Origin of the sequence: Actinoplanes sp. NPDC051633, from assembly GCF_040681735.1 — a bacterium.
Classification (GTDB): domain Bacteria; phylum Actinomycetota; class Actinomycetes; order Mycobacteriales; family Micromonosporaceae; genus Actinoplanes.
Map to the genome: position 1 here is coordinate 1 of NZ_JBFAZH010000535.1, position 5,290 is coordinate 5,290.

Below are 5,290 nucleotides of genomic sequence, written 5' to 3' on the forward strand. Positions count from 1 at the left end.
GCGGCGTTCGTGATCTGGTTGATCGTGAAGGCGCCGGGATGCTCGGCGGTCAATCGGTCAGCGACTGCCTGGGTGACGGTCGGCGGTCCGGTCACCGCAATCGGCAGGTCACGAGGGCCGATGTTCGCGGCGGGACCGGCGAACAGTGGCACCAGCAGGGCTTGGAGGGCGACGACCACGATCGCGATGAGTAGGCCGAGGGTGAGCGGGGAGCGCTGTGCATGCATGACGGATTCCTTTACTCGGATGGGGATGGGGGTGGACTGCCGACGCCGGGACCGGTGATGCCGAAGGCTCGTCGCCGGCGGTCCCATCGGTAGGCCGCCAGGAAGAACGCCAGCAGTCCGATCGTGCCGAACGGGGGTGGATGCGATGCGAACAGCGACGCTGCCGCCATGGCCGCCACGGTGAGCCCGCCGGCGCCGGCCTGATGCAGGGCTACAGCGGACGCGATGGTGATGGCGAGCCACGAGAAGGCCGTGGCCGCGCCGGCGATCGACAGGTTCCCGGTCAGCCAGTTGCCGTTGAACAGCTCGTCGATCGCGGCGCGAATGGTCGCCTGGTCTGCTGTGCCGTGGTGATGGGCGTCCTGTTCCAACCAACCCGTCGCCAGGCCGGCAACCCCGTCGAAGGCTGAGAAGAAGACCAGAAACGCCGGAATGGCGCCGCGCGCGAGTAAAGCCGCCCGCCCGGCCAGCCCGTCCAGAAGCATCCAGATCGAATAGGCGAGCAGCACCGTCAGGATCAGCTGCAGAGCGTGTACAACCAACCAGCGCGTTGCGGCGGATCCCAGTTCGTGCGGGTCCTGCTGAGGGTGCAGGAGGGTCAGAGCCGCGAAGGCAAGCGGTACGCCGAGCAGGATCGCGCGGCGTGTCACCGGTGGGGCAGTTCTCTGTGGACTCGTCAGCGTGGTCACGATGGGGCTCCGTTCTTGGCCGCGGTGCCGCTGGTGCGTGTACGCAGTACGCCGAGGCGACATGACGACCGGCCTCAACGGGCGGGTGGAGTGGCGCTGGTCGCGCAACCGGTCTCGTACGGCGTTGATCAATGCCCGGACGCCGGAACCGTGGTCAGGTGTCCGGTTGCCGCGGTTCCGCCGTCAGGTGTTCAACCAGTAGGAGGGTCGCGCCCAGATCGCGTAGCCGAGCCAGGAGCCCGAACAGTGCCGCCTGGTCAACCAGGAGGCCGGTCAGCTCGCTGGTGCCGTCATCGGCTTGGGTGACCGTGAGGCGGTCGAACCACGTTGACCAGGCCGGGTCGACGTGGCCGCGGATGCGAATACGGTAGCGCGCAGGTGCGGTCATAGTGTGGTCGCCTCGGCGGGCGTGCGGGACGTACGGGGCTGTTGCGGTTGCCCGGCCCGGCCGGGCGGCTGAAGAGCCGGGCGTCGGGTGCGGGAGGGTTCTTCAGAAGCGGTAGTGCAGAACGAAGCTGGCCATCCTGGACAAGGTGGTGCTGTGCGCGATGAGCCGATGGAACAGGCGCCAGCCCGGCGGAAACTCGGCGATTTCAGGTTCCTTGCTGAGCACGATCTCCCGGACCAGATGGAGCTTGGGGTTCCAGCCTTCGGGTGCCCGGGGGTCGTCCATGCCGGGGAACTTCATCAGCTCAGCGACCGACTTCGTGCCACGCGCGTGCCGGGCCACCCAGACGGCGAACCGGGTGTAGGCGTTGAACACGAACTCGCCGCTCGGGAAGTGGCCGATGAGCCGGTTCCACAGCGACACCATCTCGTCCTCGCTGAGGAACCCCATCAGACCATCGGCCACGATCACGGCCGGCCGCTCGGTCGGTACGGCGTCCAACCAGCCCAGATCCCGCACATCCGCGCTGATGACGTGACGTGTCGGGTGCGCGGGGATCAAGCGGTCCCGGAGTGTGGAGACCGCGGGGAAGTCGACGTCGTACCAGTCGGCCGTGTCCGGCACGGTCAGCCGCGCGTGTCGTGTGTCGAGCCCGACGCCGAGGTCCAGCACGACCGCGTCCGGGTGGCGAACCAGGAAGTCGGCAACCACCTGGTCCAGCTTCTTGGCCCGAAGGGCGACGCTGAGCCGGAAGTTCGTGTCGATGTTGAGCTGGCCGTAGTCGTAGTCGAGGGAGCGTACGATCTGGTCGGACATCGCGTCGCCGAGAATTGGATGTGACGAGCGGTTGTCGAGGGCCCTGCCGCACAAAGTCAGCCACAGGCTGTCCTCGAGCGCAGTGAAGGTCGGCAGCGTGATGGTCATCGGTTCGCCCCTCTATTCGTCGTGGGACTTTCTGCTGGTCGTCAGCTTGGCGGCGCGACCGGGGCAGGGGCGTCCACCGAAATGTGGAGCGCGGGGTGGAAACCTGCGGCTTGGTTCAGTTCAGCAACCGCAGCGCGCGAGCGCGAGCCGCCGCTTGAGTGCGGCTGTTGACACCGAGCTTGCGGTACAGGTGGATCAGGTGGGTTTTGACCGTGCTCTGTTGCACGAACAGCTCCGCTGCCATGTCGGCGTTGGAGTGTCCCGCCGCTAGCAGCCGCAGCACGTCCAGCTCCCGCTCGGTCAACGGCTCGATGAGCCCGGTGCCATGCGAGCCGGGCGGGCCGCTGGCAAACGCGGCGAGCAAGGTGCCGACGAAGGGCGACGACAACCGCGCCGCCGCCCGCAGGGCCGCCAGGAGCGCGGCCATGGGCTCGCCTTCGTCGAGGAAGGGCCGGATGACATCGTCGGTCTCGGCCTGGGCGAGCGCCGCCGCAAGCGACCCGAGCGCCACCTGACGGTCGCCCTGGGCGTCGGCGAGCAGCGCCCGGAGGATAGACACCCGCAGCCGCAGCCAACCCAGCCCTCGCTCGTCTGCCAGCTGCCCAGCGACCTCCAGATGCCGTCGTGCCTGCTGCAGCAGGGCGGCATCGCCGGTGACCCGGCCCTGAGCCACCAGAATCCGCGCCGGGATGACGGCTGCGGCCTCGACGGCGGCAACACCGAACCGGAGCAGGTCCGCCAGCGTCGCGGGCTCGACCGCGGCGGTCCAGGCGACGGCAGCGGCCCAGGCAACGGCGGCGGCTCCGTCACCCCGCGCCAGGCGCACCCGCGCCTCTGCCGCCTCCAGGACCTGCCTCACCATCGCGAACGGCACCTGCTGGATGAGCGGCCGGAGCTCGGCCAGCACGGCTTCCGCCGCGGCCACGTCGCCCTCGGCCAGGCGTAGCCGTAGCAGGGGAATGCTGCCGAGAAGCACCAGTGGCGGGGGGTTCCCGAACTCGCTCAGGCTGGCCAGCCCTCCGGTAGCCAACGGCCACGCAGCCTTCAGATCGTTCTCGTCGATGAGCAGCTCGGCCAGCACCGTCCGTAGCCGGCCCACGGTCGCGGGCACGACGTGATCGCTGGCCCAGCTCAGGGCCGCCCATCCGGTGCTCAGCGCCTGTCGCCGTGCGCCGCGGAGTCGCTGGACGTTCACCTGCTGGGTGGAAGCCGTCAAGCTGCTTTGGACGAGGCCGGCCGCCCGGCCGGCCGCGGCGGCCTCCGCGAAGGCTCGTTCGGCGCGGTCGAGCCGGCCCAAGGCGAGCGTAGCCTGCCCCAGGCTGATGCCGGCGATGCCGCGGAAGGCCACGTCATCCGGCGCGAGGTCGGCGAGTGCCCGTTCCGCCCAAGACACAGCCTGATCAGGCGCGGTATCGGGCACGACGGTGGCCAGGTAGGCACGGGTGGCAGCGACCGCACCACGTGCGTCGCCGGACGCGGGAAGCGCGCGTGCCGCCGCGTCGATCCACGCGGCTGCCGATTCCAGCTCGACCCGGTGGAGCAGGAGCCAGGCCCGCGCCAGGCAGAGCAGCGGGCGGCTGTGCACCACAGGCTCCGGCAGCGTCGCCAGCCAACCCGCAAGCGTGCCGTGGATGCTGATGGTCGCGAACAGCCTGGGCGTCAGCGCCTCGATCCAGATCGCTGCGTCCTCAGCGGCGCCGCCGGCCAGCGCATGGCCGATCGCTTCCGGAAGCAAACCTTCTCGGCCGAACCAGGCGCCGGCCCGCCGGTGGAGGTCGGACGCCGCCTCGGGGCCGGCCTCCCGGACCAGGCGGGTCCGCAACGCGTCGGCGAACAAGTGGTGGTAGCGGTACCACACCCGTTCGTCGTCCAGCGGTACCACGAACAGGTTGGCCCGCTCCAGCTCTTCCAGCACCTTCTGGCTGTCGCCGGCGTCGGAGGCCAGCAGGGTGTCGCACAGCGGGGCGCATAGCCGGTCGAGCACGCTGGTGGCCAGCAGGAAGCGTCGGATGGGCGGCGGCTGACGTTCCAGGACCTCGGCCAGCAGGTAGTCGGCCACCAGCCGGTGCCCGCCGGTGAAGGCGGCCACGAACGCCGCCGGGTCGGGCCGGCCGCGCAGGGCGAGCCCGGCCAGCTGCAGTCCGGCGGCCCAGCCCTCCGTGCGCTCGACCAGCATCACCACCTGGGCCTCGGGCAGGCGCAGCCCGATGCCCGCGTCCAGGAACTCGGTCGCTTCCTCGACGCTGAAGCCGAGATCCGCCGCTCGTACCTCGACCAGTTGACGGCGGGCGCGCAGGCGCGGCAGGGGCAGCGGCGGGTCCTCGCGGGTGGCGATCACCAGATGCAGCGCCGGCGGCAGGTGATCGAGCAGGAACACGACCGCGGCGTGCACGGCCGCGTCTCGTACGACGTGGTAGTCGTCGAGGACCAGAACGCTGGGAGCGGGCAGCGCGGCCAGGTCGTTGACCAGCTCGCTGACCAGCACGTCGGGCGGCGGTGGCCGGGGAACTTCGAGCCAGGCCAACGCTCGCCGTCCACAGCCGGGCGCGATCGTCTGGCAGGCGGTGACGAGGTAGCGGAGCACGTGGTCGGCCGCCTGGTCGCGGTCGTCGAGGGTGAGCCAGGCAACGGGGCGATCCAACTGGACGAGCCAGGCGGCCAACAGGCTGGTCTTGCCGGCACCGGCCGGGGCCGACAGCAGCGAGCATTGAGCCGTGTCGAGGCCTTCGTTGAGGCGACCGATCAGCCGGGGCCGGGGCACCAGATCGCGGCGGGGCCGGGGCACGAACAGCTTGGTGGTCAGCAGCAGCTCGCCGCTGGCACCCTGGTTCAGCCGGCCGGGAGCGGCCTGAGTGATGCGTACGGCCAGCGTGGCGGCCGCCTCGGCCAGGCGCTCGGGCGTGAGCTCGTCCGCCTTGCCCAGGTAAACCTTGTGCTGGCGCCCGGCGGCCGTTCGGTAGGCGACCCAGTAGGCGCTGCCGCGCTTGCGGCGCTCTTTGCGCGCGGTGTACGCCCCGGCCGGTGAGCGGAACGAGAAGGACCGGGCGGCGTCCTCGGCCAGC

At 70.5% G+C, this 5,290-nt stretch carries 4 protein-coding genes and 1 pseudogene; all 5 read right to left on the reverse strand.

Going from position 1 to position 5,290, the window contains the following annotated elements; genetic code table 11:
* Positions 1 to 227: pseudogene (locus AB0M20_RS25920) on the reverse strand (hypothetical protein); the annotation flags it as partial.
* 11 nt (positions 228 to 238) lie between these two features.
* Complete coding sequence (locus AB0M20_RS25925) at positions 239 to 916, reverse strand: hypothetical protein (RefSeq protein ID WP_364302421.1); 678 nt, start codon at positions 914 to 916, stop codon at positions 239 to 241.
* A 154-nt stretch (positions 917 to 1,070) separates the two neighbouring features.
* Positions 1,071 to 1,304, reverse strand: a complete 234-nt coding sequence (locus AB0M20_RS25930; protein WP_364302423.1) for a hypothetical protein — start codon at positions 1,302 to 1,304, stop codon at positions 1,071 to 1,073.
* A 102-nt stretch (positions 1,305 to 1,406) separates the two neighbouring features.
* Entirely contained in the window at positions 1,407 to 2,228 is an 822-nt protein-coding gene (locus AB0M20_RS25935) for a class I SAM-dependent methyltransferase (RefSeq protein WP_364302425.1), read from the reverse strand.
* Between the two features lie 115 nt (positions 2,229 to 2,343).
* On the reverse strand, positions 2,344 to 5,290 hold a 2,947-nt coding region (locus AB0M20_RS25940; RefSeq protein ID WP_364302427.1), incomplete at its 5' end, for a LuxR C-terminal-related transcriptional regulator.

Bases quoted from the DNA above. Each gene is read 5' to 3' on its own strand.
- AB0M20_RS25930 (WP_364302423.1), bottom strand. From the start codon at position 1,304: ATGACCGCACCTGCGCGCTACCGTATTCGCATCCGCGGCCACGTCGAC.
- AB0M20_RS25935 (WP_364302425.1), bottom strand. From the start codon at position 2,228: ATGACCATCACGCTGCCGACCTTCACTGCGCTCGAGGACAGCCTGTGG.